A 1,323-nucleotide genomic window follows, 5' to 3' on the forward strand; every position below is an offset into this window, starting at 1 on the left:
GACACGATCCACGGACGAGAGTTCCTCTTCCCCACGAACAGAGCAACGAGCATCTGAGCCGACAGTCACACCATCAGCGACTTCTGTTAGGACCTCTTAGAAGAGGGTGGGGACATGCCTGATGTGGTCGAGATCGTGCAGGCCGACGACGAGCTGTGGCAGCAGTACGACGCCCTGGCCACGCGCAGCTACGGCCATCCCGTAGGTGACATCAGCCGCCTGCGCCCGCACGCGGACATTCGCGTCGCCGTCCGGGACGGGCGGGTCATCGCCGGCGGCCTCGGCCTCCTCGTCCCCCAGTTCTTCGGCGGAGTCCCCGTGCCCTCTGCCTTGCTCAGCGCGGGGTGCGTCGCCCCCGAGGAACGCGGCGCCCGCCTCTCCGTCGACATGCTCGCCAAACGGCTCCGTCACCTGCGCGAGCAGGGAGCGGTGATCTCCGCGCTATGGACGACATCGGGCGGGTACGTCCGCCGCCTCGGCTGGGAAGCTCCCGTTCCCGTCTTCGCGTGGTCCATCGCCACCGACGACCTCAAGCGGGCCTTCACCCGCTCAGGGCTACCGGTCGAGCACGGCCGTACGACGGAAGCCGATGACCTGCAACGGCGCCTGGCCCGGCAATGGAACGGACCCGTGAAACGCCCGGACTGGTGGCCGGCCTGGATCGACGACAAGCAGCAGCTGACCACATACCGGTTCGGCCCCCGACAGGCGCCCACGGGACTGCTGTCGTTCGCCATGAGACGCAGCGAGCGGCACGGGATGCAGCTGACCGTGCACGACTTCTGGGCCGCCGACGCGAACACCGTCGGCGAGATGATGGCGTTCCTCGCCGGCCATCACACCCGCGCCCCAGTCATCTACTTCCGCCGCTCCGCTCTCCCCCCGTACCCGGCGCTGCTGCACAACCTCCACCGGTACCGGCTGACCGCTGAGGCCTGGCACCCGTGGATGCTCCGCATCCTCGACCTGCAGGAAACGGTGCGGCTGCGGGGCTGGCCGGATCACATCGAACGGAGCTCTCGGCCGTCATCTGGTACATCACGTCCAGGCGCGACCCCAGTTTCTCATCCGAGCCGCAGCCAATGAGGGGAGCGAGGTTGCGGACAAGGTCCGCAAGCGGCTGGCTCTGCCGACGGGCCGTGCCAACCTCTTGCAACATCCGATGTGGGCGGAACTGGCGGCGAGCGGCATCCTTCCCACCAGGGAACTGCGCCGTCTGGAGAACCACCTTACAGGTCCTAACAGAAGTCGCTGATGGTGTGACTGTCGGCTCAGATGCTCGTTGCTCTGTTCGTGGGGAAGAGGAACTCTCGTCCGTGGATC

General features: G+C 67.0%; 1 protein-coding gene. It reads left to right on the top strand.

All coding sequences use genetic code 11. The features are described from left to right. Positions 1 to 114: 114 nt before the first annotated feature. On the top strand, positions 115 to 1,086 hold the full coding sequence (eis, locus tag ACH4C6_RS36440) for an enhanced intracellular survival protein Eis (protein WP_398112848.1): 972 nt from the start codon (positions 115 to 117) through the stop codon (positions 1,084 to 1,086). Positions 1,087 to 1,323 lie beyond the last annotated feature (237 nt).

This window comes from Streptomyces sp. NPDC017943 (genome assembly GCF_044328425.1).
Classification (GTDB): Bacteria; Actinomycetota; Actinomycetes; order Streptomycetales; family Streptomycetaceae; genus Streptomyces; species Streptomyces djakartensis_A.